The organism is Streptomyces sp. DH-12, from assembly GCF_002899455.1.
Lineage (GTDB): Bacteria > Actinomycetota > Actinomycetes > Streptomycetales > Streptomycetaceae > Streptomyces.
Map to the genome: position 1 here is coordinate 441,577 of NZ_PPFB01000001.1, position 15,781 is coordinate 457,357.

Below are 15,781 nucleotides of genomic sequence, written 5' to 3' on the forward strand. Positions count from 1 at the left end.
GTGCGCACGTACCGCGAACTGGACGAGCGGGCGGACCGGCTCGCGGCGCGGCTGCTGTCCCTGGGCGTCGTCCCGGAGGAGCGGGTCGCGCTGCTGATGGAGCGCTCGCCCGAGGTCGTGACGGCGGTCCTCGCCGTGCTCAAGGCCGGAGCGGTCTACGTGCCCCTCGACGGGAAACTGCCCGAGGCCCGGCTCGCCTCGATGACACGGCTGACCGGATGCCGCGTCGTGGTCACGGACGGCAGTACGGCCGCCGACAGGCTGCCCGGCGTCGAGCACGAGGTCGTGATCGGCGACGACGACCGACCGGAGGAGGCAGCCGTCCAGGCCCCCGCCCCGCGCGTCCTGCCGGACAGCGCCGCCTACGTGATGTTCACCTCCGGCTCCACCGGCGAGCCGAAGGGCGTGGAGATCACCCACCGCGGGGTGGTGAGCCTGGCCACCGACCGCCGTTGGAGCACTGGTGCCGCGTCCGGTGCCGACGCGCGCCCGCGCCGGGTGCTGCTGCACTCGCCGTACGGCTTCGACCCGTCCACCTATGAGCTGTGGATGCCCCTGCTCGGCGGCGGCGAGGTCGTCGTCGCACCGCCCGGTGACCTCGACGTCTCCACCATCGCCCGTGCCCTCCGCGCCCACGGTGTGACCTCGCTGCTGCTGACCGCCGGGCTCTTCCGCGTGGTGGCGGAGGAGGACCCCGGCTGCCTGGCCGGCGTCCGCGAGGTGCTGACCGGCGGAGACGTGGTCTCGTCGGCGTCCGTGCGGCGTGTCCTGACCGCGTGCCCGGACACGGCCGTCACCGACATCTACGGCCCGACCGAGATCACCCTGTTCGCCACCCAGCACACCCTGCGCGACGCGGCCCGGGTGCCGGGCAGCGTTCCCATCGGCCGCGCCCGCGACGGCATGCGCGCCTACGTGCTCGACGGCCGGCTGCGTCCGGTGCCGCCCGGCGCGCCCGGGGAGCTGTACATCGCCGGTGACGCGCTGGCCCGCGGCTACCTGAACCGGTTCGCGCAGACCGCGGAGCGCTTCGTCGCCGACCCGTTCGGACCGGCCGGCACCCGCATGTACCGCACCGGAGACCTGGTGCGCTGGACACCGGACGGAGTGCTGGACTTCCTCGGCCGCGCCGACCAGCAGGTGAAGATCCGCGGCTTCCGCATCGAACCCGGCGAGATCGAGGGCGCCCTGGGCGAACAGGACGGAGTCGCCGACGCCGTCGTCCTGGTGCACCAGGCACCCTCCGGCGCCAAACACCTCACCGGCTACGTCGTGCCCGAACCAGGCCGCGTCCCCGACACCGGCACGCTCCGGGCGGCCCTCGCCGAACGACTCCCGGAGTACATGGTCCCCTCCGACATCCTCCTGCTCGACGCGCTGCCGATCACCTCGAACGCCAAGCTCGACCGCGCGGCTCTGCCCGTGCCCGACTTCACCGGCACGGCGGGCGCGGGACGCGCACCCCGCACTCCCGCGGAACGGACCCTGTGCACGCTGTTCGCGGAGGTACTGGGCCTCGGCAGCGTGGGCGCGGACGACGGCTTCTTCGCCCTGGGCGGGGACAGCATCATGTCGATCCAGCTGGTCAGCCGGGCACGGCGGGCCGGTCTGGTGCTCACCTCGCGCGACGTCTTCGAGCACCGGACGCCGGCCGCACTCGCGAAGGTCTGCCGCACCGCCGGCGAGGAACCGGCGGACGCCGCCGAGGACGACGGCACGGGTCCGGTGGAGCCGACTCCGGTGATGCGCTGGCTGCGGGACTGGCGGGGCACGGCGGCCGGCTTCCAGCAGTCGGTGCTGCTCCAGGTTCCGCCGGGGCTGGGCGAGGAGCGGCTGACGGCGGCGGTTCAGGCACTGCTGGACCACCACGACGCGCTGCGGCTGCGGGTGTCCGTCGACTGGGCGTCAGAGGTGGGTGAGCGGGGTTCGGTCGATGCGGCCCGGTGCGTGCGCCGTGTTCCCGCGGCCGACGCCGATATCGCCGGGGAGGCGCGTGCGGCGGTGGCGCGGCTGGCGCCGGAGTCGGGCGTGATGATGCAGGCGGTGTGGTTCGACGCGGGGCCGGAGGACTCCGGCCGGCTGCTGTTGACCGTGCACCACTTCGCCGTGGACGGCGTGTCGTGGCGCATCCTGGTGCCGGACCTGCGGCAGGCGTGGGAAGCGGTGGCCGCCGGTGAGCCGGTGCGGCTCGACCCGGTGGGCACGTCGTTCCGGCGCTGGGCGGGACTGCTCCGCGAGCACGCACATGACCCGCAGGTCAGCGCCGAACTTCCGTACTGGCAGGAGGTACTGGGGAGCGGCGGGCCGACGCTCGGCAACCGCGGCCTGGACCCCGCGTGCGACACCGCCGGCACGGCACGGCGGCTGACGGTGACGCTGCCCGGCGCGCACACGGGCCCGCTGCTGTCGTCCGTCCCCGCCGCCTTCCACGGCGGCGTCGACGACGTCCTGCTCGGCGCCCTGGCTCTCGCCGTGCGGCAGTGGTGTGCGGCTCGCGGGGCCGACGCCGACGCCGCCGGCGGTGTGCTGATCGACCTGGAGGGCCACGGCCGTGACACCGGCCGGGCGGACGTCGATCTGTCGCGCACGGTGGGCTGGTTCACCCGCGTCCACCCCGTGCGGCTCGACGTCACCGGCTCCGGGGACGACCCGGCGGACGCGGTGAAGCGGGTCAAGGAGCAGCTGCGGGCGGTCCCCGGCGACGGCACGGGGTACGGCCTCCTCCGCCACCTCAACGCCGGCACCGCGCCCGCGCTCGCCGGTCTCCCCCGGCCCCAGGTCGGCTTCAACTACCTCGGGCGCACCCCGACGACGTCCGCCTCCCCGTCCGCCGCGTCCGACTGGTCGCCGGTCGCACAGCCGGGAGGACCCGACACCGATCCGGCCACGCCGCTCGCGCACGCCCTGGACGTCAACGCCGTCACGGTCGACGGTCCGGACGGCCCGGTGCTGTCGGCGACGTTCACGTGGGCGGGGAAGCTGCTCGACGAGGCGGAGGTGCGGGACCTGGCCGAGCGGTGGCTGCGGGCCCTCAGGACCCTCGCGGACACGGGCGCGGAGAACGGCGGCCACACGCCGTCCGACTTCCCCCTCGTGCCCCTGACCCAGCACCAGGTGGAGAACCTGGAGGCCGCCCACCCCGGCCTGGAGGACGTCCTCCCGCTCTCCCCGCTCCAGGACGGGTTCCTGTTCCACGCGCTGTACGACGCCCAGGGCACCGACGTCTACACCGCCCAGCTCGTACTGGACCTGGAAGGCCCCCTGGACGCGCCGGCCCTGCGCGAGGCGTGGACGGCGCTGCTGCGCCGGCACGCCAACCTGCGCGCCGGGTTCGTGCACGACGACGCCACCGGCGCCCCCGTCCAGGTCGTCGTGCGCGACCCCGAACTGCCGTGGCGCACCGTGGACCTGACCGGCACACCCGCGGCGGAGCAGGCCGTCCGGCGCGACCGCGTCGCCGAGGAGGAACGGTCGGCACGGTTCGACCTGTCGCGGCCTCCGCTGCTGCGCGTGGCGCTGGTCGAGCTGGGCGAGGAGCGCCACAGCCTCGTCCTGACGCCGCACCACATCCTGCTCGACGGCTGGTCCATGCCCGTGCTGCTGCGCGAGATGTTCGCGCTGTACGCGTCGCGGGGCTCGGCGGCCGGACTGCCCGCGGTCACCCCGTACGGCGACTACCTCGCCTGGCTCGCCGTCCAGGACCGGGAGGGGGCGCGTGCCGCCTGGACCGCAGAGCTGGCCGGACTGGACGAGCCGACGCTGCTCGCCCCCGGGGCGTCGGGCACGCCCGCGGCCGAACCCGGCCACGTGGCGCTGGACCTGCCCTCCGGCACGGTCGAGGCCCTGCACCGGCTGGCGCGGGAGGCGGGCCTGACCGTCAACACCCTGGTGCAGGGGGCCTGGGCGGTGCTGCTGTCCCGGATGACGGGCCGTGACGACGTCGTCTTCGGCGCCACGGTCGCGGGCCGCCCGCCGGAGGTCGCCGGGGTCGAGTCCATGGTCGGCCTCTTCATCAACACCCTGCCGGTCCGGGTCGCCCTGGACCCGCGGGCGACCGTCCTGGAGACGCTCACCAAACTCCAGAGCGACCAGTCATCCCTGATGGCCCACCAGCACCTCGGTCTGAGCGAGGTCACGCGCCTGTCCGGCCACCCCGTCCTCTTCGACACCCTTGTGGTCTTCGAGAACTACCCCGTCGACCGGGAGTCGTTCGCCCCGCGCGCGGGCGCTTCCGGGCCGCGGCTCACCGGGGTGAAGGGCCGGGACGCCACCCACTACCCGTTGAGCCTCATCGTCACCCAGGGAGCCGACGACGGTGCCCTCACCCTCCGCCTCGGCTACCAGCGGGCCCACTTCGACCACGCGGCCGTGACCGCGTTGGCGGACCGGCTGGGCCTGCTGCTGCGGGAGTTCCCCGCCGGTCCCGGCCGGAGACTGGCGGCCCTCGACGTCCTCCGCGACGAGGAACGCGAACGGGTTCTCACCCGGTGGAACGACACGGCGGTGCCCGTCGCGCCGGCCACCCTCCCCGGGCTGTTCGCCGCCCAGGCCGCCCGTACACCGGACGCGCCGGCCGTCGTCCACGGCACGCGGCGGCTGACCTACGCCGAGCTGGCCGCCCGCGCCTCCGCGCTGGCCGGCCGCCTGCGCCGGGCCGGAGCCGGACCGGAGTCCCGTGTCGCGGTCGCCGTGCCCCGCTCCGCCGACCTGGTCGTCGCCCTCCTGGCGGTCCTGGAAACGGGCGCCGCGTACGTGCCCGTCGACCCGGGTCTCCCGGCGGAACGCGTCGCCCTGCTGCTGGAGGACACCGAGCCGACCGGAATCCTGGTCACCGAGGCGGTGGCGGCACGGTCCGCGCTGCCCTCCGGCGACGCGCCCGTCCTCGTCGTGGACGCCGACGACGACGAGGCGTGCGCACCCGTCCCCGCGTCCGCTCCCGACCCGCGCAACCCCGCCTACGTCATCCACACCTCCGGCTCCACCGGCCGGCCCAAGGGCGTCACCGTCTCGCACGAGGCCGTCGTCAACCGGCTGCTGTGGATGCAGGACGCGTACCGGCTCACCGCCGAGGACCGGGTGCTGCACAAGACGCCGACCGGCTTCGACGTGTCGGTGTGGGAGCTGTTCTGGCCGCTGATCACCGGCGCGGCCCTGGTCGTCGCCCGGCCCGACGGGCACCGGGACCCGGCCCACCTCGCGGAGCTGATACGCGCGGAAGGGGTGACGACGGCGCACTTCGTGCCGTCGATGCTCGGCGCGTTCCTCGACGAGCCCGCCGCGGCCGGGTGCACCGGACTGCGCCGGGTGGTGTGCAGCGGCGAGGAACTCCCCGCCGACCTCGCGGCCCGCTTCCACACCGTGCTGCCCGAGGTGCGGCTGCACAACCTGTACGGCCCCACGGAGGCGGCCGTGGACGTCACCCACTGGGACTGCGAGCCGGACGCCCCGGGCCCCGTGCCGATCGGCCGGCCGGTCTGGAACACCCGGGTGTACGTCCTGGACGCCGCGCTGCGTCCGGTGCCGCCCGGGGCCACCGGCGAGCTGTACCTCGCCGGGGTGCAACTGGCGCGCGGCTACCACGGCAGGCCCGCGCTGACCGCCGAACGCTTCGTCGCCGACCCGTTCGACCCGGACGGCGCCGGTGGTGGACGCATGTACCGCACCGGTGACCTGGTCCGCTGGCGCGCCCGGGGGTGCCCCGGGCCGGAGGCCGGAGGGGGTGTCCTGGAGTACCTGGGCCGCGCCGACCAGCAGGTCAAGGTGCGCGGGGTGCGGATCGAGCCGGGCGAGGTCGAGGCGGTCCTGCGCGCCCACCCCGGCGTCGCCCGCGCCGCCGTCGTCGTACGGACCGACGGGCGGGGCGGGGCACGGCTGATCGCCTACGCCGTGCCCGCCGCCGGTCCGGCTCCCGCCTCCGTCGAGCCGGCCCTGCTGCGGGCTCACGTCGCGGACCGCCTCCCGGAGTACATGGTGCCCGCGGCCGTCGTCACCGTGCCGGACCTGCCCCTCACCGTGAACGGCAAGCTGGACCGCACGGCGCTGCCCGAGCCCTCGTTCACCGCGTCCGGCGGCGGGCGCCTGCCGCGCGACGCCGAGGAACGGCTGCTGTGCGAGCTGTTCGCCGAGGTGCTCGGCGTGGAGCGGGTCGGCCCCGGGGACAGCTTCTTCGAGCTGGGCGGGCATTCGCTGCTCGCGGTCCGGCTGCTGGGCCGTATCCGCTCGGCCACCACCGCCGGTGCCTCACCCGCCCTGGGCATCCGCTCGTTGTTCGACGCACCCACCCCCGAGGCGCTGGCCCGTCTGCTGCGTACCGGCGACGGGCGGGGCGCCGGGAACGGGGCCGAGGAGTCCACGCGCGCCCTGGAGGTGCTGCTGCCCCTGCGCACCACGGGCACCCGGCCGCCGCTGTTCTGCGTCCACCCGTGGGCCGGACTGAGCTGGCCGTACGCCGGTCTGCTCCGCACCCTCGGCGACGACCGGCCCCTGTACGGGCTCCAGGCCAGGGGGCTGGCCCGCGCGGAGGAACCGCCCGCGTCCATGGGCGAGACGGCCGAGGACTACCTGGCGCGGATCCGCGCGGTCCAGCCCGAAGGCCCGTACCACCTGCTGGGCTGGTCCTTCGGCGGCCTGGTGGCCCACGAGATGGCGGTGCGGCTGCGCGAGGCGGGTGAGGAGGTCGCGCTGCTCGCCCTGCTGGACTCCTACCCGCCGGAGGCGACCCTCGCCGCAGGGTCCGCCGAAGCCGACGGGCCCTCCTCGCAGGAGTGGACGGACGGCGACGTCCTCGCCGGGCTGCTGCGCTTCCTCGGCCACGAGGCGCCCGGCCTCGCGGACGGCGGCCCGGTGGACGCGGAGACGGCCCGCGAGGTGCTGCGGCGCGAGGGCGCGCCCCTCAGCGGCATCCCGCCGCACACGCTGCGGGCGTGGCCCGGCATCGCCGCCCGTCACGCCCGTCTGCAGAGGGAGTTCGTTCCCCGGCATTTCGACGGTGATGTCCTGCTGTTCACCGCCGAACCGGATCCTGGGGCGGACGCGCCGGACCCGGCTTCGTGGACGCCGTACGTCGGCGGTCACCTGGACGTACGTCCCGTCGCCTGCGGCCACCACGACATGACGCTCCCCGGCCCCCTCACCGAGATCGGCCGAGTCGTCGCCGGGCGCCTGGAACGCACCGACCACTCCCACACCCCCTGACCCGGACACACCCCGGCCCGACCCGAGCCGAATCGATCCGCCCCGCCACCGATCCCCTGATCCCGAGCACGGAGCACGACCATGACGACCAATCCCTTCGAGAACGACGACGCCCAGTACCTGGTCCTCGTCAACGACGAACTCCAGCACTCCCTGTGGCCGGTCTTCGCCGACGTCCCCGCCGGCTGGACCGTGGCCCTCCCGGCCGCGAGCCGTCAGGAGTGCCTGGACTACGTCGAGAAGAACTGGACGGACATGCGGCCGAAGAGCCTGGCCGACGCCATGGCCGGGCAGTGACCGCCCCTCACCCCGCCCACCGCCCTTTCCCGCTCCGTGAGGAGAACGACATGACGGACCACACCCCCGCCACCGCCCTGCGCGTCAGCCACGTCGAGCTGTACGTCACCGACGCCGAGGCCGCCGCGTCGGCGTTCGTCGACGGCTACGGCTTCCAGGTCTGCGCCACCGCCGAACGCGGTGGCGGCCCCGAGGGCGCCTCCCGCTCCCTCGCGCTCCGCCAGGCCGACATCGTCCTGGTCGTCACCCAGGCGCTCGACGACACCCACCCGGCCGCCGCCTTCGTGGCGCGGCACGGTGACGGCATAGCCGACATCGCGCTGAGCGCCGCTGACGCCCGCGAGGCCTTCGCCGACGCCGTCTCCCGCTCCGCCGTGCCCCTCGCCGAGCCCGCGGAGCGGGACGGCTGGGTCACCGCCGCCGTCGCCGCCGGCTTCGACGACGTACGCCACACCCTGGTCCAGCGGCCCGCCGGCCACACGGACACGGCCGTCCCGCTGCCCGGCTTCGAGCCGGTGGCCGAGCCCGCCGAGGTGTCCGGGGAGCCGGTGGGGCTCACCGTCCTCGACCACGTCGCCGTCAGCGTCCCCATGGGGCAGCTCGCCGAGAGCACCGGCTACTACGAGCGGGTCTTCGGCTACGCGTCCGTCTACGAGGAACTGATGGTGCAGGGCACCGAGGCCATGGACTCCAAGGCCGTCCGCAGCCCCGCCGGTGACCTCACCTTCACCGTCCTCGCGCCGAGCCCGGAGCACGACGCGGGTCACCTCGGCGACTTCCTGGAGCGGCACGGCAGCGGCGGCGTGCACCACCTGGCCTTCGCCACCCCCGACATCGTCACCGCCGTCGACCGCATGCTCGAACGCGGCATCGTCTTCCTCGGCACCCCCGACACGTACTACGACCGGCTGGAGCAGCGCCTGAAGCTGAACCGCCACTCGATGGCCGAGCTGCGCAAGGCCCGCATCCTCGCCGACGAGGACCACGGCGGTCAGCTCTTCCAGATTTTCACGCGCACCGTCCACCCCAGGCGCACGGTCTTCTACGAGATCATCGAGCGGGCCGGCGCGGACAGCTTCGGCGGCGGCAACGTCCGCGCGCTGTACGACGCCGTCCAGGCGGAGAAGGCCGAGCACGAGGCCGCCGCGCACGCCGACGGGGAGGGCGCGTGACCGACCCGGCGGTCGCCGGCCTGCTCACCCCCGCCGACGCGGAGGCGCTCGCGGCGGCGGTCCTGCCCGCCGGCGTGGAGCGCTTCGTCGGCGGGGCGGCGGGCGCGGAGCTCACCCTCCGCGCCAACCGCGCCGCGTTCGACCGGCTCCATCTGGTCCCCCGGGTGCTCTCGGACGTCTCGTCCGTGAGCACCGCCCGCGCCCTGCTCGGCACGGACTGCGCCCTCCCGGTGGCCGTGGCCCCGATGGCGTACCAGCGGGCCGTGCACCCGGACGGCGAACTGGCCGCCGCCCGCGCCGCCCACGACGCCGGCGTCCCCTTCACCGCCTGCACGTTCAGCAGCACCAGCGTGGAGGACATCGCCGCCACCGGCGCCGCCACCTGGTTCCAGCTGTACTGGCTGCGCGACCGCGGCCACACCGAGGAGCTGCTGAAGCGCGCCGAGGCGGCCGGCTGCCGTGCGGTGATGCTGACCGTCGACACGCCCCGGATGGGACGCCGCACGGCCGACATGCGCGGCGCCTTCACCCTGCCCGACGGGGTGTCACCCGTGCACTTCGGCCCCCGTCCCGACGGCGTGCCGCGCACCGCGAGCAGCGGCGTCAGCGCGGTCGCCGCACAGACCGCCGACGTCGTCGACCCGTCCCTCACCTGGGCCGACCTCGACTGGCTGCGCGCGCACACGCACCTGCCCCTGGTCCTCAAGGGCGTGCTGGACCCGGCCGACGCCGAACGCGCCGCCGCCTGCGGCGTGGACGCGCTGGTGGTGTCCAACCACGGCGGCCGCCAGCTCGACGGCGCGCTTCCCGCCCTGGACGCCCTGCCCGCCGTGGCCCGGGCCGTCGCGGGACGGTGCGAGGTGCTCCTCGACAGCGGCATCCGCAGCGGCACGGACGTCCTGAAGGCTCTCGCTCTCGGCGCGGACGGCGTACTGCTGGGCCGCCCCGTGCTGTGGGGCCTCGCGGCCGGAGGACGACAGGGCGTGCACAGGGTGCTCCACCTCGTCCGCGAGGAGCTGGAACTGGCCCTCGCGCTGGCCGGCTGCCCGGACCTCGCCGCCGCGGCCCGGCTGCGCACCGTCGTGGGCCCGGCAGGTGAGGCGGGATGACCACCACCGCGGAAAGCCTCGACCCGGCCGCCCTCCACCCCTCGGTGGGCGACCCGCTGCTGTCCTCGATGAACTTCCTCAACGAGGTCGCGGGCCGCTACCCGGACGCGCTCTCCCTCGCCGCGGGCACCCCGTACGAGGGCTTCTACGACGTCGAGGACATCCACCGCGCGCTGCGGGTCTTCACCGACCACCTGCGCACGGAACGGGGCTTCGGCGAGCAGCGGGTCCGGCGCACCCTGCTTCAGTACGGACGCACCAAGGGCATCATCCACGAGCTGATCGCCCGCCAGCTGGCCGAGGACGAGGGCATCCACGTCGATCCGGAGGCCGTCGTCGTCACCACGGGCTGCCAGGAGGCGCTCTTCCTCACCCTTCGGCTGCTGCGCCGCGACGACCGCGACGTGCTGCTGGCCGTCACCCCCGCCTACGTCGGCGTCACCGGGGCGGCACGGCTCCTGGACCTGCCGGTGCGCCCGGTCGCCGAGGGCCCGGACGGCGTCGACCTGGACGACCTGCGACGGCGGCTCCACGAGGCCCGCGCCGCCGGGCTGCGCCCGCGCGCCCTGTACGTCGTCCCCGACCACGCGAACCCCTCCGGGATCCGGATGCCGGAACCGGTCCGCCGTGACCTCCTCGACCTCGCGGAGCGGGAGGACATCCTCCTCCTGGAGGACAACCCGTACGGCCTCTTCCCGCGCCGGGGGAGGCGACTGCCGACCCTCAAGGCCCTGGACACCGGGCGCCGGGTCGTCCACCTCGGTTCGCTGGCGAAGACGGTGTTCCCGGGCGTGCGGATCGGCTACGCGGTGGCCGACCAGCCCGTCGGGGACGGGCCCTACCTGGCCGACCTGCTCGCCAGGGCCAAGAGCATGGTCACCGTCAACACCTCACCCCTCGCCCAGGCCGTGGCCGGGGGCAGGCTGCTGGAGCACGGGTGCAGCCTGGTCCGCGCCAACGAACGGGAGAGCGAGGTGTACCGGGAGGGCCTCGACCGGATCGTCGACGGACTCGCCCGCCGTTTCCCCGACCCGTCGGTGTCCGGGGTGAGCTGGAACAGTCCCGAGGGCGGCTTCTTCGTCGTCGTCCAGGTGCCGTTCGACGTCACCGACGCGGTACTGGAGCGCTCGGCGCGCGAGCACCGGGTGCTGTGGACGCCACTGCACCACTTCTACGACGCCGCGGCAGCGGACACCGGAACCGGTGCCGGACCGCTGCGCTGCCTGCGCCTGTCGTGCAGCGCGCTCGGTCCCGAGGACATCGAGGAGGCGCTCGACCGCTTCGCCGCCTTCGTACGTTCCCGCTGACGCGCCCGCGCCGCCAGGGGCGGCACCACTGACGCCTGCCGCTCCTGGCGCGCTGTGCACGGGTGACGGGACGACGGGCCGCCGGCGCTCCGCACGCGGGCCGTCAGCACCCGGTTCGACCGCCTGCGGGCCGTCGGTGCGGTCGGGCTGGGGGCCCGGCCGCCGCCGGAGGTGCGGCGGCGGGGAAAGGGCCTGACGGACGCCCGTGCGGCTGGAACCTCAGAGTTCGAACGGTTCCAGGTGGCGGGGATCCACGACGCGACCGCCGGCCCCGACCACCTGCTGCAGCTGGTCGACCACGCCGCGGTTCACCGTGTCGTGCACGGCGGGGTCGTCGAGCGGCGTGACCAGGTCGTCGTGGTGGCTCGGCACGACGACGCGGGGGCGGCCCAGGGTGCTGACCGCGCGCTCGAAGTAGTCGTGCACGGCGGCGTGTCCACTGGCACCCAGCACCAAGACGTCCGGCGTGGCGCCGGAGACTTCACGGGCAGCGAAGTTAGCAGTACCGCTCAGGAACATCACACTCAGCCGGTCGCCCACCGTCACCTGGTAGCCCAGCGTGCCGCCCTCCACCAGATCGCTCAGCGTCCGGGGCCGGGAAGGGGGCGCGGTCAGGGTGCCGTACGGGTCGAAGCCATAGCCTCCGAGCTGGCTGTGCAGACTGCGCACCACCTCGATGGTGTAGTCCGGGCGGGACCGCTTGCCGGACGACTGGAGGGGGTGGCGCAACACCTCGCCCCCTGAGACGACCACCGGACGGTGCTTGCGTCCCTTGCCAGGAACACCCATCGCGGTGAGCAGGTGCAGATGCGTCTCGGTGCCCAGGACGTTGATCTCCTTGTCCCGCCAGGCCGGATGGTCCAGGAGGTACGGCACGTCGGCCAAGTGGTCCCAGTGACCGTGGGTCAGCAGGATGAACTCGGGTGTCCCGATGAGGTGGTCGCCCAGCACCCAGTCGATGATCCGGTGGTTCACCTCGAGCTCCCGCGTCATGTCACCTTTGCCGTCCGCGCCCGTGTAAGGCTGCCGGGTGAGATACGGGTCGATCAGCAACCGGTGCCCGTCGAAGCTCAGCTCCCAGCCCGCGACACCGAGCCAGCGCAGCCGGACACCGCTGCGCCCCCGGCCGGCATCGTCTCGCGCGGAACGGCCGCGGGGCGCTGCGGCTGCGGTGGTCGTGAACCCTCCAGTGGCGCCCACGGCTCCGGCGGCCACGCTCGTCCGCAGCACACTGCGACGGCTCGGACGGTGTGGGGCGGCTGCGGGCTGCTGAGAGGACATGGCGGTACTCCTTCGCTCGTGGGGCTTCAACTGCTGCTCGTGACCCGGGCCCGGGGGAAGTGGAGTCAAACCTCGGCAACCACCCTGTGTCGAATACACTCTCGACCGCGTGCCGATTCGTTCGGCGTATCGCCGCAGACCACGGGGGGCGCATGCTGACGGAGCGGCACCTGGAAATCTTCGTCGCCATCGCGGAGGAAGGGCATTTCGGCGACGCCGCACAGCGCGTGGGCATCACCCAGCCGCCCCTCTCGCAGGGGCTGCGACGGCTGGAGGCGCTGCTGGGGGTGCGGTTGTTCGACCGGGAGCGCGGGGTCTCCCTCACCGAGGAGGGCGCACTGCTGCTCCCCCACGCTCGCCGGGCCCTCATCGCAATGGCCGAACTGCGGGAGACAGGTGCACGGGAGGAGGCGGACGGTCAGCGTCTCCGGCTCGGCCTGCCGCCCGAACTGCCGCCCCGGCTCGGCGCGTCCGTCGCCGCCGCACCCGTGCGCGCCGGGGTCCGGGGCCGGGTCTCGGTGGTGACGGCACCGACGGCCACGCTACTGACGGACGTCTCCGCTGGACGACTCGACCTGGCCGTCATCCGCCACCCCGCTGTACTCCATGGTCTGGCCGCGGGCCCGGTGACGCTGCTGCCGACGTGGCTGCTGACACCGGACGACACGGGTGACGCCCCGACCGGGCGGTCCTCACGGGGCGGAGCGGCTGCCGGCGGGGCCTCGCCGCCTGATCCGCGCGATGCCACGAGCGAGCCGGACCGGCGTGCGGGTGGCGCGCGGGCGGGGCGGTTCTTGCCGCACGCAGTCCGGCCGCGCGCGGAAGCGCCCGCGGCGCACGACCTGTTCCTGGACACGCTCGCGGGTCGGGGGCGGCGGGTGGAGACGGTGGTGGTCTCGGACGAACGCGCCGGGCTGGCTCTCGTTGCCGCCGGCCAGGCCGTGCTCGTCACGGCCGACGAGACGCTCACAGCCGACGGCGTCGCCCGGCGGCCGACCACCGACCCGGCGCTTCCGCTGCGCCTGCGGGTGGTGTGGGACGCCCGGCGGCTCGCCGCCGCGCACGCGGACGGAGCGGCCGAAGCATTGGTCGGCGTGCTGGCATCGGCGCACCAGCCGGGCAGGGAGAAGGCCCGGTGAGCGCGGCGGTTCCCGACAGGGGCATCGAGCGGACCCTGCGTGAGATGTTCGACGACGCGGGGGTGCGCGGCTGGCTCCATGTGGCCGAACTGCACCGGCCCACGGCCGCGGTGACGATCGACGCGGACGAGGCCGTGCTGATGGGCTCGGTCTACAAGATGCCACTCGCGGTGGCCTACTGCCGCCAGGTGGACGCCGGCGTGCTCGACCCCCGGCAACGGGTCATCCTGTCGCCCCAGGACCGGCTGCCTGGACCCACCGGCATCTCACAACTCAGCGACGAGGTCTCGATGTCCCTGCGCGACCTGGTCGTCATGATGATGAGCATCTCCGACAACGCGGCAGCCGACGCGGTGCTCCACCACGTGGGCGCGGCGGCATTCGACGATGCCTGCCAGGCCCTCGGCCTCTTCCGCACCCAGCTCAGCGACGGTGCCGCGGGCACCCTGGCCCGGCTACTGGCGGCGACAGGCGCTGAATCCTTGGACACGGCGATGGCGCGGATCGCCGACAACGACCGGGCGGTGCCGCCCAGCGTTTACGACCCCGCATGGGCGACCTCCACCACCCCCACGGAGATAGCTCGCCTGCTGCACGCCATCTGGACGGACGAGGCCGCCTCCCCCGCCAACTGTGCCTTCATCCGCCGGACGATGGGACTCCAGCCCTGGCAGCACAGGCTCTCGGCGGGCTTCCCCTACGACGATGTGTCGGTCTCCGGGAAGACCGGGACGTTCGGCGTCATGCGGCACGAGGCCGGGGTCGTCGAACTGGCCGACGGCCGCACGTACACGGCCGTCGTCTTCACCCAGGCCGCCCGAGCCGACCGCCGGCTGCCCCGCGCTGATGCGGTCATCGGCGCCACGGCACGCGCGGCCGTCGAACATCTGAGAGGCAGGGAGTGACAAAGCCAGGGCGTTGTCGTACGAGTCGCCGACCGAGCCCATGGACGCCTGGATCCCGGCTCCGGCCAGGCGTGTCGTGAGCTTCACCGACGTGTGCCGACAACGGAGGCGCTGTGAGGTCACGGACGTCCGTCCGGTTGTGTGCGGTGAACCTCCCCGGACGGGCTGACGAATCCCCTTGAGGACGGCCAGTCGGCGTCGGTGGGTCCCTGAGTCAGACCCATCCGGAGAAGCCACCACACATCCTCACTGTCAGTCCACGGTCACCACATTGCGCGGGGCCTCCGCCAGGCCGGCGGACAGGGTGCCGAACTTGCTCTCGACCGCTGCCTTCTCGGCCGCATTCGGGTACGGGTTCTTGCACGAAACGCCGGCGCTGCTTCCCGACATCAGGCTTGTGCAGGGACCGGGTTTACGGTCCGGCAGGCCCAGGATGTGGCCGAGTTCGTGCGACGAGATGCGGACCGTGTCGTACCCCTGGTCGACCGCCTGCCGTCCGATGTACACGGTTCCGTTGCCGAGCGAGGTGGTCAGGGCCCGGGGCCAGCCGTTGTCGGCCAGGATCCGGATGTTGGCGCGCTGTCCGGCGGCGGCCGGACGCAGTTCGACTCCCTCCACGCTGGCGTTCCAGATCGCCGCGCCCTGGTCGACGGCGGCCCTGAACTCCGCCGAGGCACTGGCGTCGTAGGTCAGGACGCGAGCCGCCTGGGCCTGGTCGGCGGGGCCTGTCGATGCCGCGTAGGCCTGACCGCCGGCCAGGGTGCAGGCCACCGTGAGGGCGGCGCTGAGGACATGGGCGAGCGGGCGTGAGTGCATGGTCGACCTCCTGCGAGACGAGTGGCGTGCTCATGTCACATACTCCGCTGGGCTGTCTGCCCGTGTCCGGCAGGCCTCAATCCGTCAATCGGCGCCGTCCGGCCGGCCGCTCCTCGGCACCGTGAACGCTCCGCAGGGGACCGCGGGGCATTCACGGTGCGGGCGGTGCGGGCCGGTGCCCCGGCTGTCAGGATCCGCCGGGACCGGGCTTCAGGGCCGGCGCGGCGGTGAGGAGCGCCGGACGGCTCAGTCCCCGCGGCCCGCGTCCAGTTCCTCGCGCAGGGCGTCGATCTCGCGGCGGACGCCCGCGGGCCCGGTCGAAGCCGGCGGCCAGGCCCGTTCCGCCGGGTGTGCGGACCTGCCACGTCGTGCACCTCGTCGGCACCCCCGACGACCCGTGGCTGCCCGCGGTGGCCCCGGGGCTGCCGTGGTGCCTCCGGACCTCGTACCGGAGCCGGTGCCCCTCGGCCCTTGGAGGGTCACCTTGCCCGTCCGGCCCGCAGCGGCGACCGGTACGGCCGGCTTGTCCGGCGCTACGACCGCACGACCCTCGCGCGTGCT

The 15,781-nt window shown here is 74.2% G+C and carries 9 protein-coding genes (1 of these 9 cut by a window edge); 7 read left to right on the top strand and 2 right to left on the bottom strand.

From position 1 onward, the window contains the following. The 5 genes from C1708_RS01155 to C1708_RS01175 form a co-directional block, all read left to right on the top strand. Positions 1–7,194: the 3' end of a non-ribosomal peptide synthase/polyketide synthase gene (locus C1708_RS01155; RefSeq protein WP_133169039.1), read on the top strand. It extends 21,735 nt beyond the left edge of the window; 7,194 of the gene's 28,929 nt are visible here — the last part of the coding sequence; its start codon lies off the left edge, out of view; the stop codon is at positions 7,192–7,194. Between the two features lie 81 nt (positions 7,195–7,275). Beyond that, positions 7,276–7,491 (top strand): MbtH family protein, encoded by a 216-nt coding sequence (locus tag C1708_RS01160; protein ID WP_106410863.1) that lies wholly within the window; start codon positions 7,276–7,278, stop codon positions 7,489–7,491. 50 nt (positions 7,492–7,541) lie between these two features. Continuing rightward, the gene (hppD, locus tag C1708_RS01165) at positions 7,542–8,663 is read left to right on the top strand and encodes a 4-hydroxyphenylpyruvate dioxygenase (protein ID WP_106410864.1); all 1,122 of its coding nucleotides are present in this window, start codon (positions 7,542–7,544) and stop codon (positions 8,661–8,663) included. Next, a complete protein-coding gene (locus C1708_RS01170) occupies positions 8,660–9,772 on the top strand; it encodes an alpha-hydroxy acid oxidase (protein WP_106410865.1) in 1,113 nt (370 codons plus the stop codon). Before hppD ends, C1708_RS01170 begins: the two co-directional genes overlap by 4 nt. Continuing rightward, a complete protein-coding gene (locus C1708_RS01175; RefSeq protein ID WP_106410866.1) occupies positions 9,769–11,079 on the top strand; it encodes an aminotransferase-like domain-containing protein in 1,311 nt (436 codons plus the stop codon). The genes C1708_RS01170 and C1708_RS01175 overlap by 4 nt, the downstream gene beginning before the upstream one ends. Before the next feature lie 219 nt (positions 11,080–11,298). On the opposite strand, the gene C1708_RS01180 is transcribed toward C1708_RS01175, so the two are convergent. Further along, complete coding sequence (locus C1708_RS01180) at positions 11,299–12,360, bottom strand: MBL fold metallo-hydrolase (protein WP_106410867.1); 1,062 nt, start codon at positions 12,358–12,360, stop codon at positions 11,299–11,301. A 152-nt stretch (positions 12,361–12,512) separates the two neighbouring features. On the opposite strand from C1708_RS01180, the gene C1708_RS01185 reads away from it, so the two are divergent. Beyond that, positions 12,513–13,499: a LysR family transcriptional regulator gene (locus C1708_RS01185; protein WP_106410868.1), complete on the top strand. Its 987-nt coding sequence runs from the start codon at positions 12,513–12,515 to the stop codon at positions 13,497–13,499. Then, positions 13,496–14,404 carry a serine hydrolase gene (locus C1708_RS01190; RefSeq protein ID WP_342210875.1) on the top strand — a complete coding sequence of 303 codons (909 nt, stop codon included), beginning with the start codon at positions 13,496–13,498 and terminating at the stop codon, positions 14,402–14,404. Before C1708_RS01185 ends, C1708_RS01190 begins: the two co-directional genes overlap by 4 nt. A 252-nt stretch (positions 14,405–14,656) precedes the next feature. Here the strand turns inward: C1708_RS01190 and C1708_RS01195 are convergent, their stop codons facing one another. Next, entirely contained in the window at positions 14,657–15,220 is a 564-nt protein-coding gene (locus C1708_RS01195) for a snapalysin family zinc-dependent metalloprotease (protein ID WP_106410869.1), read from the bottom strand. Positions 15,221–15,781 lie beyond the last annotated feature (561 nt).

What these genes read in the sequence shown, in the direction of transcription:
- C1708_RS01160 (WP_106410863.1), top strand. Translation starts at nt 7,276, where the DNA reads ATGACGACCAATCCCTTCGAGAACGACGACGCCCAGTACCTGGTCCTC.
- hppD (WP_106410864.1), top strand. Translation starts at nt 7,542, where the DNA reads ATGACGGACCACACCCCCGCCACCGCCCTGCGCGTCAGCCACGTCGAG.
- C1708_RS01175 (WP_106410866.1), top strand. Translation starts at nt 9,769, where the DNA reads ATGACCACCACCGCGGAAAGCCTCGACCCGGCCGCCCTCCACCCCTCG.
- C1708_RS01180 (WP_106410867.1), bottom strand. Translation starts at nt 12,360, where the DNA reads ATGTCCTCTCAGCAGCCCGCAGCCGCCCCACACCGTCCGAGCCGTCGC.
- C1708_RS01185 (WP_106410868.1), top strand. Translation starts at nt 12,513, where the DNA reads ATGCTGACGGAGCGGCACCTGGAAATCTTCGTCGCCATCGCGGAGGAA.
- C1708_RS01195 (WP_106410869.1), bottom strand. Translation starts at nt 15,220, where the DNA reads ATGCACTCACGCCCGCTCGCCCATGTCCTCAGCGCCGCCCTCACGGTG.